General features: G+C 65.1%; 17 protein-coding genes. 11 read left to right on the forward strand and 6 right to left on the reverse strand.

The features are described from left to right. Nucleotides 1–191: 191 nt before the first annotated feature. A complete protein-coding gene (locus H7F35_RS18180; protein WP_187108007.1) occupies nt 192–1,613 on the forward strand; it encodes a sensor histidine kinase in 1,422 nt (473 codons plus the stop codon). 19 nt (nt 1,614–1,632) lie between these two features. On the opposite strand, the gene metK is transcribed toward H7F35_RS18180, so the two are convergent. Continuing rightward, nucleotides 1,633–2,814: a methionine adenosyltransferase gene (gene metK, locus H7F35_RS18185; protein ID WP_187108008.1), complete on the reverse strand. Its 1,182-nt coding sequence runs from the start codon at nt 2,812–2,814 to the stop codon at nt 1,633–1,635. Nucleotides 2,815–3,028: 214 nt separating this feature from the next. Between metK and H7F35_RS18190 the strand changes: the two genes are divergently transcribed. Both H7F35_RS18190 and H7F35_RS18195 read left to right on the forward strand, forming a co-directional pair. Continuing rightward, on the forward strand, nt 3,029–3,922 hold the full coding sequence (locus tag H7F35_RS18190; protein ID WP_187108009.1) for a lysophospholipid acyltransferase family protein: 894 nt from the start codon (nt 3,029–3,031) through the stop codon (nt 3,920–3,922). Further along, nucleotides 3,919–4,803, forward strand: a complete 885-nt coding sequence (locus H7F35_RS18195; protein WP_187108010.1) for a lipid A biosynthesis acyltransferase — start codon at nt 3,919–3,921, stop codon at nt 4,801–4,803. Before H7F35_RS18190 ends, H7F35_RS18195 begins: the two co-directional genes overlap by 4 nt. Here H7F35_RS18195 and H7F35_RS18200 read toward each other — a convergent pair. Further along, nucleotides 4,797–5,711 carry an alpha/beta fold hydrolase gene (locus H7F35_RS18200; protein ID WP_187108011.1) on the reverse strand — a complete coding sequence of 305 codons (915 nt, stop codon included), beginning with the start codon at nt 5,709–5,711 and terminating at the stop codon, nt 4,797–4,799. The genes H7F35_RS18195 and H7F35_RS18200 overlap by 7 nt on opposite strands. A gap of 85 nt (nt 5,712–5,796) precedes the next feature. Further along, nucleotides 5,797–6,546, reverse strand: coding sequence for a ribosome biogenesis GTP-binding protein YihA/YsxC (gene yihA, locus H7F35_RS18205; protein WP_187108012.1), 750 nt, complete (start codon nt 6,544–6,546; stop codon nt 5,797–5,799). A 73-nt stretch (nt 6,547–6,619) separates the two neighbouring features. Between yihA and H7F35_RS18210 the strand changes: the two genes are divergently transcribed. The 5 genes from H7F35_RS18210 to H7F35_RS18230 all read left to right on the forward strand — a co-directional run bounded on the left by H7F35_RS18210 (nt 6,620) and on the right by H7F35_RS18230 (nt 12,752). Then, the gene (locus H7F35_RS18210) at nt 6,620–7,294 is read left to right on the forward strand and encodes a c-type cytochrome (RefSeq protein WP_187108013.1); all 675 of its coding nucleotides are present in this window, start codon (nt 6,620–6,622) and stop codon (nt 7,292–7,294) included. 128 nt (nt 7,295–7,422) lie between these two features. Continuing rightward, entirely contained in the window at nt 7,423–9,603 is a 2,181-nt protein-coding gene (locus tag H7F35_RS18215) for a cytochrome c biogenesis protein ResB (protein ID WP_187108014.1), read from the forward strand. Continuing rightward, nucleotides 9,600–10,916 (forward strand): c-type cytochrome biogenesis protein CcsB, encoded by a 1,317-nt coding sequence (gene ccsB, locus H7F35_RS18220; RefSeq protein WP_187108015.1) that lies wholly within the window; start codon nt 9,600–9,602, stop codon nt 10,914–10,916. The genes H7F35_RS18215 and ccsB overlap by 4 nt, the downstream gene beginning before the upstream one ends. A 122-nt stretch (nt 10,917–11,038) precedes the next feature. After that, nucleotides 11,039–12,055 carry a protein-methionine-sulfoxide reductase catalytic subunit MsrP gene (gene msrP / locus H7F35_RS18225; protein ID WP_187108016.1) on the forward strand — a complete coding sequence of 339 codons (1,017 nt, stop codon included), beginning with the start codon at nt 11,039–11,041 and terminating at the stop codon, nt 12,053–12,055. Between the two features lie 31 nt (nt 12,056–12,086). Next, nucleotides 12,087–12,752, forward strand: a complete 666-nt coding sequence (locus H7F35_RS18230) for a sulfite oxidase heme-binding subunit YedZ (RefSeq protein ID WP_187108017.1) — start codon at nt 12,087–12,089, stop codon at nt 12,750–12,752. Nucleotides 12,753–12,767: 15 nt separating this feature from the next. On the opposite strand, the gene lysA is transcribed toward H7F35_RS18230, so the two are convergent. Continuing rightward, a complete protein-coding gene (gene lysA, locus H7F35_RS18235) occupies nt 12,768–14,057 on the reverse strand; it encodes a diaminopimelate decarboxylase (protein WP_187108018.1) in 1,290 nt (429 codons plus the stop codon). After that, entirely contained in the window at nt 14,057–14,332 is a 276-nt protein-coding gene (lptM, locus tag H7F35_RS34610; protein ID WP_222621960.1) for an LPS translocon maturation chaperone LptM, read from the reverse strand. The genes lysA and lptM overlap by 1 nt, the downstream gene beginning before the upstream one ends. A gap of 12 nt (nt 14,333–14,344) precedes the next feature. On the opposite strand from lptM, the gene cyaY reads away from it, so the two are divergent. Beyond that, entirely contained in the window at nt 14,345–14,677 is a 333-nt protein-coding gene (gene cyaY, locus H7F35_RS18240; RefSeq protein ID WP_187108019.1) for an iron donor protein CyaY, read from the forward strand. A gap of 9 nt (nt 14,678–14,686) precedes the next feature. On the opposite strand, the gene H7F35_RS18245 is transcribed toward cyaY, so the two are convergent. Beyond that, entirely contained in the window at nt 14,687–17,095 is a 2,409-nt protein-coding gene (locus tag H7F35_RS18245; RefSeq protein WP_187108020.1) for a penicillin-binding protein 1A, read from the reverse strand. A gap of 239 nt (nt 17,096–17,334) precedes the next feature. On the opposite strand from H7F35_RS18245, the gene H7F35_RS18250 reads away from it, so the two are divergent. After that, nucleotides 17,335–18,414: a pilus assembly protein PilM gene (locus H7F35_RS18250; RefSeq protein WP_093246107.1), complete on the forward strand. Its 1,080-nt coding sequence runs from the start codon at nt 17,335–17,337 to the stop codon at nt 18,412–18,414. Further along, complete coding sequence (locus H7F35_RS18255; RefSeq protein ID WP_187108021.1) at nt 18,411–19,031, forward strand: PilN domain-containing protein; 621 nt, start codon at nt 18,411–18,413, stop codon at nt 19,029–19,031. Before H7F35_RS18250 ends, H7F35_RS18255 begins: the two co-directional genes overlap by 4 nt. Nucleotides 19,032–19,034 lie beyond the last annotated feature (3 nt).

Consider the following 19,034-nt stretch of genomic DNA (forward strand, 5'->3'; position numbering starts at 1 on the left):
GTGAGCGTTGGACAGAGCGGTCGTTGTTCAGCGAAGCACCAGCCGCGTGCCCCTGTGCGAATGACACCGGGTGCTCCCCGCAGCGAAATAAAGAAGGAGCGAAGCGGGGGACATTCGCACAGGGGAGCTCCCGGTGTCATTCGCACGCGCCCCGAATGCAAGTGCCCCAACCCCACGGCGGAGAAGTTCAGATGAAGCGCGCCAGCCTGCGCCTGCGATTGGCACTCTGGCTGCTGCTGCCCATGTCTGTGTTCGTGGCGATCTGCGGCTACCTGAGCTGGCGCAATGCGGCAGAGGTGGCCGACTATGTGCAGGACCACGACCTGCTGTCTTCCGCCAAGGTGTTGTCAGACCGGCTGATCTGGGAGGACGACGACGTCAAGGCCAGCGTGCCGCCTTCTGCGCTGAGCCTGTTCGTGTCGCCCGAGCGCGACCGCGTGTTCCTGAGCGTGACGGGCAGCGCCGGCGAGGTGCTGGCCGGCTCGCCTGACTTTCCGCTGCCCGCCGTGCGCAAGCCCGAGGGCACCGACCGCGCGCAGTGGTACGACACCCACTTCGCCGGTGTCCCGCTGCGCGCCGTCGTCACCACGCGCTCGATGTACGAGGCTGGCGGCGCGCGCGACATCACGATCGCCGTGGGCAAGACCGAGCGCAGTCGTGACCACATGCTGCGCACGCTGTGGTGGCCGTCGATGGAGTACCTGCTGATTGCACTGGTGCTCACCATCGCGCTGGCCGTGGCCGCGCTGACGCTGGAGCTGCGCCCGATCGTGCGGCTGAGCCAGCAGCTTGCGCAGCGCGACCCGCTGCACCTCGACCTGGTGGTCGACCCGCAGGCGCTGCATACCGAGCTGCGGCCGGTGGCCGACACCATCAACCGCTTCGTGGGGCAACTCAAGGCGCACTCGGAAGCGCAGCGTCGCTTCATCGCCGATGCGGCGCATCAGTTGCGCACGCCGCTGGCAATGCAGGCCTCGCAGATCGAGTTTGCGCGCTACACGCGACAGCACCGCGGCGAATGGGACACGCGCCGCACCGACATGGATGCGATGTGGATCGCGATGCAGACCAGCAACCGCCGGCTGGTCGACGTGACCAACAAGCTGCTGCTATTGGCGCAGGCCGAGCACGGCGACGCGCACACGCGGCTGGAGCGGGTCGATCTGGCCGCGGTGGCGCTGCGCTGCGTGGAACAACTGGCGGCGCTGGCAGACCGGCGCGGCATCGACCTGGGGCTGGAGGCGGATGCAGGGCCGCAGGGCGCGTGCGTGCTGGCGCAGCCCGCGCTGCTCGATGCGCTGGTGACCAACCTGCTCGACAACGCGCTGCGCTACACGCAAGAAGGCGGTCGCGTGACCGTCGGCGTGCGACAGGTGGCAGGTGCTGTTGTGGAATTGACGGTGGAAGACAACGGCCCCGGCATTCCCGTCGAGGCGCGCGAGCGCGTGTTCGAGCGCTTCTACCGGGTGGCGCAGGACACCGAGGGAACGGGGCTGGGGCTGGCCATCGTGCGCGAGATTGCGCGGGCCTTCGATGCCAACGTGGACCTCGCAGCCAACCCGCGCGAAGCGCAGGGGCTGCTGGTCACGGTGCGGTTTCCGCCGGTCGCCTGAACGCGGCCGGGGTTCGGCCTCAGAGGCCGGCGGCTGCGCGCAGGGCTGCGGCCTGGTTCGTCGCTTCCCAGGTGAACTCGGGCTCTTCGCGGCCGAAGTGGCCGTAGGCGGCGGTCTTCTGGTAGATCGGGCGCAGCAGGTCGAGCATCTGGATGATGCCCTTGGGACGCAGGTCGAAGTGTTCGCGCACGAGGGCTGCGATCTTCTCGTCGGAGATCACGCCGGTGCCTTCGGTGTAGACCGTGATGTTCATCGGCTCGGCCACGCCGATCGCGTAGGCCACCTGGATCTGGCACTGGCGTGCGATGCCGGCGGCCACGATGTTCTTGGCCACGTAGCGCGCGGCGTAGGCGGCCGAGCGGTCGACCTTCGACGGGTCCTTGCCCGAGAACGCGCCACCACCGTGCGGGCAGGCGCCGCCGTAGGTGTCGACGATGATCTTGCGGCCGGTGAGGCCGCAGTCGCCTTGCGGGCCGCCGATGACGAAGCGGCCGGTCGGGTTGATCAGGTAACGCGTGTTCTGCAGCCACTCCTTCGGCAGCACCGGCTTGATGATCTCTTCGATGATGGCTTCGTTGAACGAGGCCTTCATCTTGGTCGAGGTTTCGCTCTGGTCAGGGCTGTGTTGCGTCGAGAGCACCACGGTGTCGATGCTGTGGGGCTTGCCGTCCACGTAGCGCATCGTGACCTGGCTCTTGGCGTCGGGGCGCAGGAAAGGCAGGCGGCCGTCCTTGCGCAGTTGGGCTTGGCGCTCCACGAGGCGGTGCGCGTAGTAGATGGGCGCGGGCATCAGCTCGGGCGTTTCGTCGCAGGCGTAGCCGAACATCAGGCCCTGGTCGCCGGCGCCGGTGTTCAGGTGGTCGTCGCTCGCATGGTCCACGCCTTGGGCGATGTCGTTGGACTGCTTGTCGTAGCAGACCATCACGGCGCAACCCTTGTAGTCGATGCCGTACTCGGTGTTGTCGTAGCCGATGCGCTTGATGGTGTCGCGCGCAACCTGGATGTAGTCGACGTGCGCGTTGGTCGTGATCTCGCCGGCGAGCACCACGAGGCCGGTGTTGGTCAGCGTTTCGGCGGCCACGCGGCTGCGGGGGTCCTGCTCGAAGATCGCGTCCAGGATGGCATCCGAGATCTGGTCGGCGACCTTGTCGGGGTGGCCTTCGGAAACGGATTCGGAAGTGAAGAGGAAATCGTTCGCCATTTTTTCAAAGCTCCTTGAAGTTGAGATTGGCGCGTTGCCAACTCTGCGGAGCCCTGGCGAACGCTTTAGCAGGTGCCGAGAATCGGCGGGGCACAATCGCTTTGCGCTTGTGTTTGTCGCCCTGCAAGTTGTTCCGTAACTCGGCGACAATTTGGATTCTATTCGAGCCGCGCATACCATGCGCGCGCGTCCGTTTTTTGACCCTCCCGTTTCAATGATCACCCTGTTCCGCCTGCTTGCCCGCGTGCCGATGCCGTTGATGCATCGCCTCGGCGCCATGCTGGGCTGGCTGGTCTGGTGGAGCGCGCCGGACTACCGCCGCCGCTTCAAGGCCCACGCCGAGCGCGCGGGCTTCGCGCCCGACCAATACCGTCCCGCCATCGCCGCCGCCGGCAAGATGGCTTCCGAGTTGCCCTGGCTGTGGCTGCGCCCGCAGGGCGAGACCGTGCTGCCGCGCGTGCTGCGCTGGGAAGGCGTCGAGGCCTTCGAGGCCGCCATGCAGGCGAAGAAGGGCGTGATTCTTGTGGCGCCGCACCTCGGCAGCTGGGAAATGTGCGGCCAGGCCATCGGCGAACGCTTCCTGGCAGCCTATGGCCCGATCACGGCGCTGTTCCGCCCGGCACGCAAGAAATGGATGGCCAACCTGATCGCTGCGGGCTCGCGCGACCGGCCCGGCCTGCAGACGCTGCCGACCAACAACAGCGGTGTGCGCGGCCTGATCCGCACCCTGCGCGGCGGCGGCTACACCGGCATCCTTCCCGACCAGGTGCCGCCGCTGGGGCAGGGCGTCTGGGCGCCGTTCCTGGGACGGCCTGCCTACACCATGACCTTGCTTCCGCGCCTGGCGCAACAAACCGGCGCGGCCTGCTTCCTGAGCGTGTGCGAACGCCTGCCGCGCGGTGCCGGCTACGTGATCCGCTTCGAGCCCATCGTGGGCACGGCGCTGACCGATCCGAAGGCCTCCATCGAGGAGGCCGCCGCCGCCATGAACGACGCCATCGGACGGCTGATCCACAGCCTGCCTGGCCAGTACGTGTGGGATTACGCACGCTACAAGGAGCCGCGCGCCGAGCGAGTGACTGCCGCCACGGCCGGGGAGGCGCCATGAGCCTCGGTTCCCAACTCGGCATCGGCTTCATGCGGGCGATCGCGCCATTGCCCCTGCCGCTGGTGCGTGGCTTCGGCGCGCTCCTCGGCCGCATCCTGCACACCGTCGCCGTGCCTCGCAGGCGCGTGGTCGACACCAACCTGGCCGTTTGCTTCCCCGAGAAATCGGAGGCCGAGCGCCGCGCCATCGCGCGCGAGACCTTTGTCTTCGTGGCGCAGTCGTGGCTGGACCGCAGCTGGCTCTGGCATGCACCCGAGAAGGTGGTGGCGAGCCGGCTCAAGGTGGTCGGCGCGGCGCCGGAGATCCGCGAGATCGCCGAAGGCGATGCGCCCATGATCCTGTTCGCGCCGCATTTCTACGGCCTGGACGCGGCAGCCACCGCGCTGACCATGCACACGGCCCGCCCCTCGGCCACCATCTACACGACCCAGCGCGACCCGATGGTCGACGCCTGGATTCGCGAGGGCCGCACGCGCTTCGGCGACGTGGCCGCTCTGAACCGGGTCGACGGCATCAAGCCGGTGCTGCAAGGCCTGCGCAAGGGCGGCCTGCTGTACCTGCTGCCCGACATGGATTTCGGCCGCGACCAGACCATCTTCGTGCCGTTCTATGGCGTGCAGGCCGCGACCGTGCCCTCGCTCTCGCGCTTCGCGCGGCTGGGCAAGGCCAAGGTGGTGCCGATCGTGTCCAAGCTCACGCCCGACGGCTACGAGATCCAGGTGCTGCCGGCCTGGCAGAACTTCCCGACGGACGATGTCGAGGCCGACACGGCGCTCATGAACAAGCGCCTGCAGGGCTACATCGACACGATGCCTTCCCAGTATTACTGGGTGCATCGCCGCTTCAAGACCCGCCCCGAAGGCGATCCTTCGATCTACTGAGTTCGCTGCAGGAAGGCCTCGATTTCGCGGGCCACCAGTTGCGGTTGCTCGTGCACGATCCAATGGGTGGCGTTGGGCACTTTCTTGATCTCGAGCTGGGGCACGTAGTCGTCGAGTCCTTCGAGCAGGCCGGGCAGCAGCGCCGCATCGTCGAGCGCCCAGAACACAAAGGTCGGCACGTTCACCGTGAGCCGTTCGCGCGGCAGCACCGGAATGCCGTCGATGGTCTGGCCCGGCAGCGGCGGCTTCATTGGCGTCACGCGATACAGGTTGCAGGCGCCGGTGAGGCCCGCGCCCCAGACTTCGCGGTACTTCTGCTTCACCTCTTCGGTGAGCCAGCCGAAGCCGTCCGGGCCGGCCTTCATCAGCGTGAAGAAGGGCCACATGCGCTTGAAGTCGTCGGCCGCGAGCAGTGCCTCGGCGTCGGGGCGCGCGAGGAAGTGCATGTACGCGCTGGCCTGCTGCTGCGCGGGGCTGTTGCGCAGCTCGCGCGTGAAGGTGCCCGGGTGCGGCGAATTGATGATGACCAGCTTGCCGACCTGCGCCGGGAAGGCGTTGGCATAGCCCCAGCCGAAGGCACCGCCCCAGTCATGGGCGACCAGCGCGGCCATGGTGCCGTCGGCGCTTTCGGTGGCGACAAGCTGCTGGATGTCCTGGATCAGCAGTTGTGGCTTGTAGGCCGCCACTTCGGTCGGCGCGCTCGATTTCTCGAAGCCGCGCAGGTTGGGCGCGACGCAGCGGTAGCCACCGTGGACGGGGTCCGAGAAGTAGTCGAGCAGTTCGTCCCAGATGAACGCGGCTTCGGGAAAGCCGTGCAGGAACACCATCAGCGGCTGGCCCGGCTTGCCGGCGGCGCGGCAGCTCAGGGTGGTGCCGTTGGGCAGGCTGCGTTGGAAGGTCTCGATCATGCTTGTTGTCTCCTTGGGTTGACTGTCGCTATTGTTTTGATAGTGAACTTCGCAGATGGGACGGTCGGTACAGCCTGTTTTGTGGTCAGGCCTCTTCTGGCGTTGCCGGCGGCTCCGGTGCCGTGGCCGGTGTGGTTGCTCCGTCCGGATGTACCCAGCGCCACAGCAGTTCGGCTGCCTCGCCAACGCCCTGCTTCTTCAAAGCCGAGAACAGTTTCACCTCACCGCCGCCGGCGTTCAGTCGCGTAATCGACAGCACTTTGGCGGCTTCGCTGCGGGTGAGCTTGTCGGACTTGGTCAGCAGCACCAGGAACTTGAGCCCTTGCTCCACCCGCGGGCGAATCACGTCGAGCAGGATCTCGTCGAGTTCGGTCAGGCCTTGGCGCGGGTCGCACATCAGCACCACGCCGCGCAGGCTCTCGCGCGTCATCAGGTAGTTGCCCATCACGCGCTGCCAGCGCAGCTTGGCTTCTTTCGGTACGGCCGCGTAGCCATAGCCGGGCAAGTCGGCCAGCACGGCGTCATCGACCTTCTGCTTGCCGATGCCGAACAGGTTGATGTGCTGCGTGCGGCCCGGCGTCTTGGATGCGAAAGCCAGGCGCGTCTGCTGCGTGAGGGTGTTGATGGCGGTCGATTTGCCCGCGTTCGAGCGGCCGACGAAAGCGATTTCAGGCAGGTCGACAGGGGGCAAATGCTCCAGCTGCGGCGCACTGGTGAGGAAGTGGGCGGTGTGCAGCCAGCCCAGCGCGACGCGCTCGCGCTCGGCGACTTGGGGATCCGCAGGCTGAGCCGCGCGGGGAGGGTAGGCGGCGGACTTGCGCGGCGGGGTGGGCATCTACGGACTTTCGAAACTAGACCCACATTGTAGAATCGTGAGGTTTTGCGCCAATAAATTCGAAGCCCCCGATATGAAGTTGTTTGCCAATATTCTGCTTGCAGCCCTCGTGGGCATCGCATCCAGCGCGAGTTTTGCAGCCGATGAGCATGCAGCGGCCCCGGCCGCCGCAGAGCCCGCGAAGCCGGCCAAGCCCGATCCCGCCAAGGGCGACACGGTGTTCAACGCAACGCCGGCGAACAGCCAGAGCTGCGCTTCGTGCCACAACGCGGACGGCAACTCGGCCATTGCGGCCAACCCGAAGCTGGCGCAACAACATCCCGAATACATCCTCAAGCAGCTTCAGGACTTCAAGTCCGGCAAGCGCAAGAGCGCGATCATGAAGCCGCTGGCCTCGGCGCTGTCCGACGAAGACATGCGCAACATCGCCTGGTTCGTCGGCTCGAAGAAGGTCAAGCAGGGCTTCTCGAAAGACAAGGACACCATCGCCTTGGGCGAGAAGATCTACCGCGGCGGCATCGGTGATCGCCAGATCCCGGCCTGCGCCGGCTGCCACAGCCCCAACGGCGCCGGCATGCCTGCCCAGTACCCGCGCCTGGGCGGCCAGAACGCCGAATACACCGTGACCCAACTGACCGCCTTCCGCGACAACGTGCGGCTGAACAGCCTGCCGATGACCGGTGTGGCCGCCAAGCTGAATGATCGTGAAATCAGGGCCGTGGCCGACTACATCGCCGGCCTGCGCTGAAGATGGCGCGCTTTCGCGCGTGATGAACTAACCGCCGATAACAACCCCAAACAAAGGGCGGGCCGATCCAGCAGGATGGCCCGCCCTTTTGTTTTTCCCTCTCTTTTCTTTTTTCTTCTCTCCATCCGATGTCAGTCTCCACCCATGGCCTTCGCGTCCATCGCGGCCCGCAGGTGCTTCGCGCAGGTGTGGAGCTGTTCTCGTCGATGCGCTTCGCGATCGCGCTGCTCACCATCATCTGCATCGCCTCGATCATCGGCACGGTGATCAAGCAGCATGAGCCGGTCAACAACTACATCAACCAGTTCGGCCCGTTCTGGGCGGAATTCTTCCGGGCCGCCCGGCTCGACACGATCTACAGCGCCTGGTGGTTCCTGCTGATCCTGCTGTTCCTCGTGATCAGCACCACGCTGTGCATCGCGCGCAACACGCCGCGCATCCTGGTCGACCTGAAGACCTTCAAGGAAGACATCCGCGCGCAGAGCCTCAAGGCCTTCGGCCAGCGCGCCGAGACCCACCTGGACGAAGCGCCCGACGCAGCGGCCAACCGCATCGGGCAATTGCTGGTCAGTGGCGGCTGGAAGGTCAAGCTGCAGCAGCGCGAGGCCACGGGCGACGGCAAGTCCGCCGGCGGCTGGATGGTCGCGGCGCGCGCCGGCGGCGCCCACAAGCTGGGCTATATCGCGGCCCACAGCGCGATCGTGCTGGTGTGCATCGGCGGTTTGCTCGACGGCGACCTCGTGGTGCGCGCCCAGACCTGGTTCAACGGCAAGAGCGTTTTCACCGGCGGCGGCATGATCGCCGACGTGGCGCCCGAGCACCGCCTCTCGGCCAGCAACCCGACCTTCCGCGGCAACATCCTTGTGCCCGAAGGCGGGCAGGGCAGCGTGGCCATCCTGAACCAGGCCGATGGCGTGCTGCTGCAGGAGCTGCCGTTCTCCATCGAGCTGAAGAAATTCATCGTCGATTACTACTCGACCGGCATGCCCAAGCTCTTCGCGAGCGAAGTGGTTCTGCATGACCGCGAGACCGGCGCGCAGGTGCCGGCGCGCATCGAGGTCAACCATCCGGCCAGCTACAAGGGCGTGGAGATCTACCAGTCCAGCTTCGACGACGGCGGTTCCAAGGTGAAGCTCAAGGCGGTGCCGATGGCAGCTGCGGCCAAGCCCTTCGAGGTCGAGGGCATCATCGGCGGCCCGAGCACCGAGATCACCAACGGCAAGGAAAAACTCACGCTCGAATACGCCGCCCTGCGCGTGATCAACGTCGAGAACTTCGCCGATGCCGGCGCCATGAGCAGCGGCGCTGACGTGCGCAAGGTCGACCTGCGGCACGACATCGAATCGCGCCTGGGGGCAGCCAACAAGGTCAACAAGCCCAAGGTGCTGCGCAACATCGGCCCGAGCATCGGCTACAAGTTGCGCGATGCCGCAGGGCAGGCGCGGGAATACCAGAACTACATGGTGCCGGTCGACACCGGCGACGGCCAGCCGGTGTTCCTGCTCGGCATGCGCGAGAAGCCCGAGGACCCGTTCCGCTACCTGCGCGTGCCGGCCGACGACCAGGGCTCGATGGACGGCTTCGTGCGCATGCGCGCCGCGCTCGGCGATGCCGACACCCGCGCACGCGCCATCGAGCGCTACATCGCCAAGGCGAGCGACCCCAAGCGCCCCGAGATGGCCGAGCAGTTGCGCGTGTCCGCCACCCGCGCGCTGGCGCTGTTCGCGGGCAGCGAGCGCGCCAAGGCCGACGCCACCACCGTGGGCGGCTGGCAGGCGATTGCCGAATTCATGGAAGTCAACGTGCCCGAGGCCGAGCGCGAGCGCGCCGGCGGCGTGCTGGTGCGCATCCTCAACGACGTGCTGTTCGAGGTGCTCAACCTGAGCCGCGAAGGCGCCGGCCTGGCGGCCATGCCGAACGACGAAAAATCACAGGCCTACCTGACGCAGGCCGTGCTGGCGATCAGCGATGCGCACTTCTATCCCGCGCCCGTCGCGATGATGATGACCGACTTCACCCAGGTGCAGGCCAGCGTGTTCCAGGTGGCGCGTGCCCCTGGCAAGAGCGTCGTCTATCTGGGCTGCCTGTTGCTGATCATCGGGATTTTTGCCATGCTGTACGTCCGCGAGCGCAGGCTGTGGGTGTGGCTGACGCCCCAGGGCGCCGGTTCCGCCGACAACGGCAGCAACTCCACGGCCGCCACGATGGCGTTCTCGGTCAACCGCAAGACCATCGACAGCGATCGCGAATTCGAGCATCTCAAGTACAAGCTGCTCGCACTGAACAAAGACGAACCGGCGACAAAATGAACACCACGACCCTCACGCTCAATGAAAGCTGGCTCTCGCGCCGCAACCTGTTCGACTGGGTTTTTGCGGCGCTGGTGCTGGCAGGTGGCATGTTCGCCTTCGCGCGCTATGCGGGGTCGATGGACTACTACGAGAAGCCCATCCTTGCCGCTGCGACGATCGCGATGATTTCCATCGGTTGGTTCTGGCGTCCGCTGCGGGTGCTGGCCCTGGTGGTGGCGGCGGCGTCGCTGCTGGCCATCAGTTCGTACCAGGGCGACCTGGCGCGTGCCGACTCGGTGTTCTGGCTCAAGTACTTCCTGTCGAGCCAGTCGGCCATCCTCTGGATGAGCGTGCTGTTCTTCATGAGCACGATCTTTTACTGGCTCGGCTTCTTCGGCGGCAAGCAGTCCGACACCTTCGATGCGATCGGCTCGCGCCTGGCCTGGGCCGCCGTCACGATGGCGTTGATCGGCACCATGGTGCGCTGGTACGAAAGCCACCAGCTTGGCCCGGACATCGGCCACATCCCGGTCAGCAACCTGTACGAAGTGTTCGTGCTTTTCTGCTGGCTGACGGCTGCGTTCTATCTGTACTTTGAAGAGCGCTACAACACGCGCGCTCTTGGTGCCTTCGTGATGCTGGTGGTCAGCGCGGCGGTCGGCTTCCTGCTCTGGTACACGATCGTGCGCGAGGCGCATGAAATCCAGCCGCTGGTGCCTGCGTTGCAAAGCTGGTGGATGAAGCTGCATGTACCGGCCAACTTCATCGGCTATGGCACTTTCTCGCTCGCGGCGATGGTGGCCTTTGCCTATCTCATCAAGGAGCAGGCCAGCGAGACGCGCTGGTACAAGCTCACGCCGATCTGGCTGCTGGGCGTGGCGCTGTGCTTTGTGCCGGTGGCCTTCCGCCAGCGCGTGCAAGAAGCCGGTGGCAGCTATTGGGTGGTGTATGCCGGCATCTCTGCGCTCATCGCGGCCGGTATCCTGCTCGGTCGCAAGCGCATTGCCGCCCGCCTGCCCGCGAATGAAGTGCTCGACGACGTGATGTACAAATCGATCACGGTCGGCTTTGCCTTCTTCACCATCGCCACCGTGCTCGGTGCCCTGTGGGCTGCCGATGCCTGGGGCGGCTACTGGAGCTGGGACCCGAAGGAAACCTGGGCGCTGATCGTCTGGCTCAACTACGCGGCCTGGCTGCACATGCGACTCGTGAAGGGGCTGCGCGGCACCGTGGCGGCCTGGTGGGCGCTGGGCGGGTTGGCGGTGACCACCTTCGCCTTCCTCGGCGTCAACATGTTCCTGAGCGGCCTGCACAGCTACGGCACCTTGTAGGCGCAGGCCCGGGCCGCCGGCTTTTTGCGAAGAATTGAAACCACGCGCTGCGATGGCGCGTAACCAAATCAGGGCATCTCACGAACTACCCTGAGCACAACGATTCACGCGAAAGGCCTGTCATGTCGTTCCATTCCCGTCCGCAACGTCGCTCCACAGACAGCGGCTTCATCCATCCGCTGTCGAGCGAGATCACACCGCGCGCTGCGTACGAAGGCCGGCGCGACCTGCTCAAGCTGATGGCCGGCGGCGCGGCGGGCGCGGCACTGGCGGGTTTCGCATCGCGCCAGGCCCTGGCCCAGACGGTGCGCCCCAACAAGCTCGCGCCGCTGCCGGGCGCCAAGTCGGCTGTGCCGGGTGCGATGTCGATGGACAAGCTCACCGACTACAAGGACGCGTCGAGCTACAACAACTTCTACGAGTTCGGCACCGACAAGGCCGATCCGGCCAAGAATGCCGGCACGCTGAAGACGCGGCCGTGGACCGTGGAAGTGGAAGGGCTGGTCAAGAAGCCGGGCAAGTACGGCATCGAAGACCTGCTCAAGCTCAGCGCGCAGGAAGAGCGCATCTACCGCCTGCGTTGTGTCGAAGGCTGGTCGATGGTCATTCCGTGGGTGGGCTATTCGCTGGCCGAACTGATCAAGAAGGTCGAACCGCAGGGCAACGCCAAGTTCATCGAGTTCGTGACGCTGGCCGACCCCAAGACCATGCCCTTCGTGGGCTCGCACGTGCTCGACTGGCCTTACACCGAAGGCTTGCGCATGGACGAGGCGATGCATCCGCTGACGCTGCTGGCTTTCGGCATGTACGGCGAGGTGCTGCCCAACCAGAACGGCGCGCCGGTACGTCTCGTGGTGCCGTGGAAGTACGGCTTCAAGTCGGGCAAGTCGATCGTCAAGATCCGCTTTGTCGAAAAAGAGCCGAGCACCGCATGGAACAAGGCGGCCGCCAACGAGTACGGTTTCTATTCGAACGTGAACCCGAACGTCGACCATCCGCGCTGGAGCCAAGCTACCGAGCGCCGCATCGGCGACGGCGGCGGCCTGTTCGCCAAGCGTCGCAAGACCGAGATGTTCAATGGCTACGAAGCCCAGGTCGGCCAGCTCTATGCAGGCATGGACCTGAAGAAGAACTTCTGAGCCGGCACCGTCGTCATCCGGCCATCGCTCCATGAACAAGCTGCTCATGCATCCGGCGACCAAGCCGGTCATCTTCCTGTTGTGCCTGCTGCCGTTCGTGCGGCTGGGCTACGGCGCATTCACGGACGGGCTCGGGGCCAATCCGGCCGAGTTCCTGATCCGCGCGACCGGTGACTGGACGCTGCGCTTCATCTGCATCGTGCTGGCGGTGACGCCGCTGCGCGTCATCGGCAAATGGAACGCGCTGGCGCGCTACCGCCGCATGCTGGGGCTGTTCGCGTACTTCTACGTGGTGCTGCACCTGCTGTGCTACAGCTGGTTCGACATGGGTTTCGAGTGGGGCGACATCGCCAAGGACATCGCGAAGCGGCCGTTCATCCTGGTGGGCTTCTCGGCCTTCGTGCTGTTGACGCCGCTGGCCGCCACTTCGTTCAACCGCGCGATCAAGGCGATGGGCGCCAAGCGCTGGCAGATGCTGCACAAGCTGGTCTATGTGATCGCGGGGCTCGGCCTGCTGCACTTCTTCTGGATGCGGGCGGGCAAGAACAACTTTGCCGAGGTGTTCATCTACGTCGCGATCATCGCGGTGCTGCTTGGCTGGCGCGTGTGGAACTTCGCGAGCAAGCGCAAGGCGAAGCAGCCGGTGGGCGCGGCGCGTGGCGGCGAGAAACCGCTGCGCAGCACCACGACCGGCTGAGACTGTTCCGGCCGTTCAGCCGTCGATCTGTTCGCTGCGCAGCTGGTCTTCCATCGTCTCGCGACGGCGGATCAGCTTCGTGCTGGCGCCGCTCACCAGCACTTCAGCAGCACGGGCGCGCGTGTTGTAGTTGCTGGCCATGCTCATGCAGTACGCACCCGCCGACAGCACGGCCAGCAGGTCGCCGGCCACCACGTTGAGCGCGCGGTCGCGGCCGATCCAGTCGCCGCTCTCGCAGACCGGGCCGACCACGTCGTAGGTCGGTGCGTCACCGGCGCGGGTGCGCAGTGGCACGATGTTGTGGAAGGCTTGGTACATCGCGGGACGCGGCAGGTCGTTCATGGCCGCATCGACAATGCAGAAATTCTTGTCTTCACCGGGCTTGGTGTAAAGCACTTCGGTGATGCACACGCCTGCGTTGCCGACCAGCGAGCGGCCAGGCTCAATGACGAGCTTGCGCTGGCCGAAACCGCGGGCATCGAGCCGCGCAAGCAACTGCTGCCAGAGCGCATCGGCCTTGGGTGGCGTTTCGCCGTTGTAGTCGATGCCCAGGCCGCCACCGAAGTCGAGATGATGGATCGGCACGCCCGCGGCCTCGATGGCTTCGACCACGTCGAGCACGCGCTCGCAGGCATCGAGGTAGGGTGAGGCCTCCGTGATCTGCGAGCCGATGTGGCAATCGATGCCGACCACTTCGAGGCCCGGCAGCCTTGCGGCGTGCAGGTAGGCCTCGACAGCACGGTCGTGCGCGATGCCGAACTTGTTGCCCTTCAGGCCCGTAGAGATGTAGGGGTGCGTCTTCGGATCGACGTTTGGATTGATCCGGATGCTGATGGGCGCGCGGCGGCCTTCGGCCACTGCCACTTCGTTGAGCACGTCGAGTTCTGCTTCGCTCTCGACGTTGAAGCAGGCGATGTTGGCGGCGAGGGCTTGCCGCATTTCCGCGCGGGTCTTGCCCACGCCCGAGAAGATGATCTTCTGCGGATCGGCACCCACCGCCAGCACGCGCGCCAGTTCGCCGCCCGACACGATGTCGAAGCCGCAGCCGGCTTCGGCGAATACGCGCAGCACGCCCAGCGACGAGTTGGCCTTCATCGCATAGCAGATCAGCGTCTGGCGGCCTTCGAAGCCACGCTGGTAGGCGGCCAGCGCATCCAGCATCCATTGCTTCGAATAGACGAAAAGAGGAGTGCCGTGCTCGCGGGCCAGCGCGTCGAGCGCAAGGCCTTCGATGTGAAGCGCGCCGTCGCGCTGTGCGATGTGCGGGTGGCCGGGCAGGGCGGTGGGGGATACGTTGCTCGCCATCACTTGCGCGCTCCGTTGCCGGTGGTGGCTGCAGCGGGGGCGCTGCTGGCTGCGGCCGGTGCTGGAGCCGCCTCGGTCGAGGGGGTTGAGTTCAACAAGCCGCCCGGCACCAAAAGCTGCGGCAGCGTGGCTCGTTGGGCGGCAGCCGGATCGTTCGGTTGATACAGGGCGCCCTTCTGGCCGCAGGCAGCCAAACCGGCTGCCCCCGCGACGAGGCAGACCATGAGCGCAGTGCGGGCGCGAGCGCTCACTAGAATTTGGCGGAGATTCAACATAACGAAATTGTAATGACCGACACCGAGTACATGGACCGCGCAGAAGCCGCACTTGCTGCCATCGAGCAGGCTTGCGACAGCATCAACGACGTGACCGAGGCCGATCTCGACAACCAGAGGGTGGGCGGGATGATCACGATTTCATTCCTGAATGGCAGTCAGTTGATCGTGAACCTGCAGAAACCCCTGCAGGAAATCTGGCTTGCCGCGCGTTCCGGTGGCTACCACTACAAGCACGACGGCCAGGCCTGGGTCGACACCAAGACGGGGGAAGAGTTCTTCGGCAACCTGTCGCGCGAGGCGACCCTTCAGGCAGGGCAGCCGCTGGTGTTCGCGGCTGCCTGATCGTCATCGTCAGTTCCTGAAGAGATCGAGGATGCGATTGCGCTCCTCGGGCGGGGCCGGCGGGCTCGACGGTGCGCCGCCTTGCGACTCTGCTGGCGCGGCAGGTGTCGATTCCACGCCCAGGCTGGCAACGCCGCGGCCCGGTGCGTAGTCGTCGTAGTACCACTCTCCGCCCACGTTCACGATGCCCGAAGGCGGCGTGGCGGACAGTTCGGTCACGGGCACGCCCTTGATGGCGGTTTCCATGTAGTTGATCCAGATGGGCAGACTCAGGCCGCCGCCGGTTTCGCGGTCGCCCAGGTTGCGCGGCGTGTCGTATCCGATCCACGAAATGGCGGTCATCGTCGGCTGGAAGCCCGCAAACCAGGCGTCGAGCGAGTCGTTGGTGGTGCCGGTCTTGCCGTAGAGGTCGGGCCGCTTGAGCATGGCTTGCGCCTTGGCGGCGGTGCCGGCGCGCGCCACGGAGTTGAGCAGCGTGTCCATGATGAAGGCGTTGCGCTGGGGAATGGCGCGGTTGGCGTCGTTGAGCAGCGGCGGCTGCTTGTCGACCAGCAGCTTGTCCTTGTGGTCGGTGATGCGGGTCACCAGATACGGATTGACGCGGTAGCCGCCATTGGCGAACACCGAGTAGCCCACCGCCATCTGCATCGGCGTGACCGAGCCGGCGCCGAGCGCCATCGGGAGGTAGGCGGGGTGTTTGTCCTTGTCGAAGCCGAAATTGGTGATCCAGTCTTGCGCGTAGCGGGTGCCGATGGATTGCAGGATACGGATCGACACCAGGTTCTTCGACTTCATCAGCGCGGTGCGCATCGACATCGGGCCGTCGTAGCCACCGCCGTAGTTCTTGGGCTCCCACGGTTGGCCGCCGGTGGTGCCGGCATCGAAGAACAGCGGGCCGTCGTTGATGACGGTGGCGGGGGTGAAGCCTTTCTCGAGGGCGGCCGAGTAGATGAAGGGCTTGAAGCTCGAGCCCGGCTGGCGCCATGCCTGCGTGACGTGGTTGAACTTGTTCTTGCCGAAATCGAAGCCACCGACCAGTGCCTTGATGGCGCCGTCGCGTGGGTCCATGGCAATGAAGGCGCCTTCGACCTCCGGCAGTTGCGTGATCTCCCAGGTGTTTTTCGGTGTCTTCACCACGCGGATCACAGCGCCGCGGCGGATCTTGATGTTGGGCGGGGCCTTGTCGGAGAGGCCCGATTGCGCGGGCTTGAGGCCTTCGCCGGTGATCTGCACCGGGTCGCCGTTGCCACGCACCGCGGAGATTTCCTTGGCACTGGCCTTCAGCACCACGGCCGCCATCACGTCGCCGTTGTCAGGGTGGTCGCTGAGCGCATCGTCCACCGCTTCGTCGAGTTCCTTGGCGTCGTTGGGCAGGTCGACGAACTTCTCGGGGCCGCGGTAGATCTGGCGGCGCTCGTAATCCATGATGCCCTTGCGCAGCGCCTTGTAGGCAGCCGCCTGGTCGGCCGCGACCAGCGAGGTGTAGACCTTCAGGCCGCGCGTGTAGGTGCTGTCGCCGTACTGCGCATACATCAGTTGGCGAACGGTTTCCGCTACGTACTCGGCGTGCAGGCGGTTCGGGTCGGCGGCATCGCGCAGGTGCAGCTCTTCCTTCTTGGCTTCGGCGGCCTGCTCGGCGGTGATGAAGCCGGCTTCCTGCATGCGGTCGATCACGTAGAACTGGCGGCCACGCGCACGCTGCGGGTTGTTGACCGGGTTGTTGGCACCCGGCGCCTTCGGCAGGCCGGCCAGCATGGCGGCCTGCGCGATCGTGAGCTCCTGCAGGGGCTTGCCGAAGTACGCTTCGGACGCAGCGGCAAAACCGTAGGCACGATTGCCGAGATAGATCTGGTTCAGGTAGATCTCGAAGATCTGGTCCTTGCTGAGCAGGTGCTCCAGCTTGAAGGTCAGCAGCACCTCGTAGATCTTGCGGGTCAGGGTCTTTTCCGAGCTCAGGTAGACGTTGCGTGCCACCTGCATCGTGATGGTCGATGCGCCCTGGCTCTTCACGCGGTTCATGTTGGCCAGGCCCGCGCGCACCATGCCCTTGTAGTCGACGCCGCCGTGGTCATAGAAGCGGGAGTCTTCGGCAGCGAGCACTGCGTCCTTCACCACCTTGGGAATCGCCGCGATTGGCGTGAGGTTGCGGCGCTCTTCCCCGAATTCGCCGATCAACGTGCCTTCGGCCGAGAAAACCCTCAGCGGCAACTTGGGCCGGTAATCAGAGAGTTCCGAGATGTCCGGCAGGTTCGGGTAGGCCACGGCAAGCGCCACGGCCACCACGCAAAGGACAGACAGCACACCGGCCGCGGCAAGACCGAACCCCCAGAAGAAGAAGCGCAGCAGCCATCTCAGCCAGGCTGGGCGTGCGGGTGGAGGGGTCTTGGCTGGCCCTTTGGGGCTTGATGTTTCTTGCATGGAGGGCCGGAGAGTCACCGGACATTATAAAAAGCCGGCTCCTTCGCACGATCCGATCTTTGCTCCCCTCGTGATGCTCTAATCCAAAAGTTACAGAATGCGGCTTTGACGTCAGGTTTTGACAACGATTGGTGTTTTTGCCCCCCGGGGTTGCTTGGTTGGCGTTACGCCTGCTGCTAGCATGCAACCGAACGCATATTTTTCCATTGGTTACAAATACAGGGGGAGAGGGACCTAACTTGGCTGCTCTTGGATCATTGTTTCGTCGTCAGAATGCCCCCCTGCTGGGACTGGACGTCAGCTCGTCCAGCGTGAAGCTGGTCGAGCTCGGCCGTGAGGCCAGCGGCAAGCTGGTTCTGGAACGCTGTGCCATCGAACCCCTGGAACGTGGCTGGATCACTGACGGCAATGTCGAGAAATTCGACGAGGTCGCGGAAGCCGTTCGGCGCGTCATCCGCAAAAGCGGCACGCGCACCCGCAATGTCGCGCTGGCACTGCCGCCGTCGGCCGTGATCACCAAGAAGATCATTCTTCCGGGTGGCATGAGCGAGCAAGAGCTCGAGATTCAGGTCGAATCCGAAGCCAACCAGTACATCCCTTTCTCGCTGGACGAAGTCAGCCTGGATTTTTGCGTTACCGGCCCGAGCACCACATCCGCCGGTGACGTCGAAGTGCTGATCGCCGCCTCGCGCAAGGAAAAGGTCCAGGACCGCGAAGGCTTGGCAGAGGCTGCCGGCCTGAAGGCCATGATCCTCGATGTCGAGTCCTATGCGTCTCGCCTTGCAACGGCCCGCCTGATCGAGCAACTGCCCGGCAAGGGCGTGGATTCGATCGTGGCGCTTTTCGAAGTCGGCGCGTTCACGACCAGCATGCAGGTGCTGCGCAATCAGGAAGTGCTGTACGACCGCGACCAGGCATTCGGTGGCGCGCAACTGACCCAGCTGATCGTGCGCCAGTACGGTTTTTCCGCCGAAGAAGCCGAAGCCAAGAAGCGCAGCGGCGATCTGCCGGACGACTACGGCTCCGGCGTGCTCAAGCCCTTCGTGGAAAGCATCGCCCAGGAAATCGCGCGTGCACTGCAATTCTTCTTTACGAGCACACCGCACAACCGCGTCGACTACGTGTTGCTGGCCGGCGGCTCGTCGTCGCTGCCGGGCTTGACCAATGCCGTCACGCGCCAGACCTCGTTCGCTTGTTCGCTCGTGAATCCTTTCGACGGCATGGACTTCGGCCCCAACATCCGCGAGAAGAAGGTTCGGCGCGAAGCGCCTTCCTACCTGACCTCGTGCGGTCTGGCCATGCGGAGGTTTCTGCAGTGATCCTGATCAATCTGCTTCCTCACCGCGAAGCTGCGCGCAAGCGCCGGCGCGAGGCTTTCTATGGAACGTTGGGCGCCGCCGCGGTCCTGGGCGTGCTGATTGCCGGTCTTGGCTACCTCTGGTTCGAGGCCCAGATTTCCAACCAGCAATCGAAGAACGGCTTTCTCCAGGCCGAGATCAAGAAGCTCGAGGTCGAGATCAAGGAGATTTCGACGCTGCAGGAAGAAATCGCCGCCCTGCGCGCACGCCAGGCGGCGGTCGAAGATCTGCAGGGCGACCGCAACCTGCCAGTGCACTTGCTCAACGAACTCGTCCGGCAACTGCCTGACGGCGTGTACCTGACGAGCATGAAGCAGGACAACCAGACCGTCACGCTGCAGGGCATGGCGCAATCGAACGAGCGGGTGTCGGAATTGCTGCGCAATCTGGGCAACAACAGTCCCTGGCTGGTGAAGCCGGAGCTGGTCGAAATCACATCCACGACGGTGAACCTGAGTCAGCGCGATCAACGTCGCGTGGCGAACTTCACGATGCGCATCGGCCTGAAGCGCCCCACCGACGCGCAGAAGGCAGCGGCCGACAAGGCGTTGGCCGCAGCGGCGCAATCCAAGGGGTAACCG

The sequence above is a fragment of the Variovorax sp. PAMC26660 genome, assembly GCF_014302995.1.
GTDB lineage: Bacteria > Pseudomonadota > Gammaproteobacteria > Burkholderiales > Burkholderiaceae_C > Variovorax.

What these genes read in the sequence shown, in the direction of transcription:
- H7F35_RS18180 (WP_187108007.1), top strand. Translation starts at nt 192, where the DNA reads ATGAAGCGCGCCAGCCTGCGCCTGCGATTGGCACTCTGGCTGCTGCTG.
- metK (WP_187108008.1), bottom strand. Translation starts at nt 2,814, where the DNA reads ATGGCGAACGATTTCCTCTTCACTTCCGAATCCGTTTCCGAAGGCCAC.
- H7F35_RS18190 (WP_187108009.1), top strand. Translation starts at nt 3,029, where the DNA reads ATGATCACCCTGTTCCGCCTGCTTGCCCGCGTGCCGATGCCGTTGATG.
- H7F35_RS18195 (WP_187108010.1), top strand. Translation starts at nt 3,919, where the DNA reads ATGAGCCTCGGTTCCCAACTCGGCATCGGCTTCATGCGGGCGATCGCG.
- H7F35_RS18200 (WP_187108011.1), bottom strand. Translation starts at nt 5,711, where the DNA reads ATGATCGAGACCTTCCAACGCAGCCTGCCCAACGGCACCACCCTGAGC.
- yihA (WP_187108012.1), bottom strand. Translation starts at nt 6,546, where the DNA reads ATGCCCACCCCGCCGCGCAAGTCCGCCGCCTACCCTCCCCGCGCGGCT.
- H7F35_RS18210 (WP_187108013.1), top strand. Translation starts at nt 6,620, where the DNA reads ATGAAGTTGTTTGCCAATATTCTGCTTGCAGCCCTCGTGGGCATCGCA.
- H7F35_RS18215 (WP_187108014.1), top strand. Translation starts at nt 7,423, where the DNA reads ATGTCAGTCTCCACCCATGGCCTTCGCGTCCATCGCGGCCCGCAGGTG.
- ccsB (WP_187108015.1), top strand. Translation starts at nt 9,600, where the DNA reads ATGAACACCACGACCCTCACGCTCAATGAAAGCTGGCTCTCGCGCCGC.
- msrP (WP_187108016.1), top strand. Translation starts at nt 11,039, where the DNA reads ATGTCGTTCCATTCCCGTCCGCAACGTCGCTCCACAGACAGCGGCTTC.
- H7F35_RS18230 (WP_187108017.1), top strand. Translation starts at nt 12,087, where the DNA reads ATGAACAAGCTGCTCATGCATCCGGCGACCAAGCCGGTCATCTTCCTG.
- lysA (WP_187108018.1), bottom strand. Translation starts at nt 14,057, where the DNA reads ATGGCGAGCAACGTATCCCCCACCGCCCTGCCCGGCCACCCGCACATC.
- lptM (WP_222621960.1), bottom strand. Translation starts at nt 14,332, where the DNA reads ATGTTGAATCTCCGCCAAATTCTAGTGAGCGCTCGCGCCCGCACTGCG.
- cyaY (WP_187108019.1), top strand. Translation starts at nt 14,345, where the DNA reads ATGACCGACACCGAGTACATGGACCGCGCAGAAGCCGCACTTGCTGCC.
- H7F35_RS18245 (WP_187108020.1), bottom strand. Translation starts at nt 17,095, where the DNA reads ATGCAAGAAACATCAAGCCCCAAAGGGCCAGCCAAGACCCCTCCACCC.